The sequence below is a fragment of the Acinetobacter sp. V89_4 genome, assembly GCF_029967875.1.
Taxonomy (GTDB): domain Bacteria; phylum Pseudomonadota; class Gammaproteobacteria; order Pseudomonadales; family Moraxellaceae; genus Acinetobacter; species Acinetobacter oleivorans.
Window position 1 is genome coordinate 1 of the sequence record NZ_JASCAI010000011.1, and the last position, 943, is coordinate 943.

Genomic DNA, 943 nt, shown 5'->3' on the forward strand with positions numbered 1-943 from the left:
AGCCAGTTACTGCTTCACTGAATGTGAAGGTCACTGTGGTGCTTTCACCAAGAGCCAGATTCAGGTCTGTTGCACTGATCGCAAGCGTCGGTGGAACAATGTCTACAACGAAGCCATCTGTACCATCAAGTACATCACCTGTACCCAAGTTACCTGCAAGGTCTGTATAAGTATTATCAGCTACAGTAATGCTTGGCGCTGTGCCTGTGCCATCTGGCGTGAACACTGCTGTCCAAGTGATGTTATCCGTTGTCGTCAATGCACCTAATGTACCGCCAACGAGGGTGATATCTGTTGCATCAAAGCCTGCCACTGCCTCACTGAACGTGAAGGTAATATTCGCTGTTTCGCCTGCCGCAAGTGCAAGGTCATCCGCAGTAATCGCAAGGGTTGGTGGCACAATATCTACAACGAAGCCATCTGTACCATCAAGTACATCACCTGTACCCAAGTTACCTGCAAGGTCTGTGTAAGTATTATCAGCTACAGTAATACTTGGTGCTGTGCCTGTGCCATCTGGCGTGAACACTGCTGTCCAAGTGATGTTATCCGTTGTCGTCAATGCACCTAATGTACCGCCAACGAGGGTGATATCTGTTGCATCAAAGCCTGCCACTGCTTCACTGAACGTGAAGGTAATGTTTGCTGTTTCACCTGCCGCAAGTGCAAGGTCATCCGCGGTAATCGCAAGGGTTGGTGGCACAATATCTACAACGAAGCCGTCTGTACCATCAAGTACATCGCCTGTACCCGGGTTGCCTACTGTATCGGTGTAGCTACCATCAGCCACGGTAATGCTTGGTGCTGTGCCTGTGCCATCTGGCGTGAACACTGCTGTCCAAGTGATGTTATCCGTTGTCGTCAATGCACCTAATGTACCGCCAACGAGGGTGATATCTGTTGCATCAAAGCCTGCCACTGCTTCACTGAACGTGAAGGTAAT

1 protein-coding gene is annotated in these 943 nt (G+C 49.6%); it reads right to left on the bottom strand.

Annotated features, from left to right (window positions below; genetic code table 11):
- The coding region (locus QLG01_RS03090) for an Ig-like domain-containing protein (RefSeq protein WP_282495803.1) at positions 1-943 on the bottom strand (943 nt) is incomplete at both ends.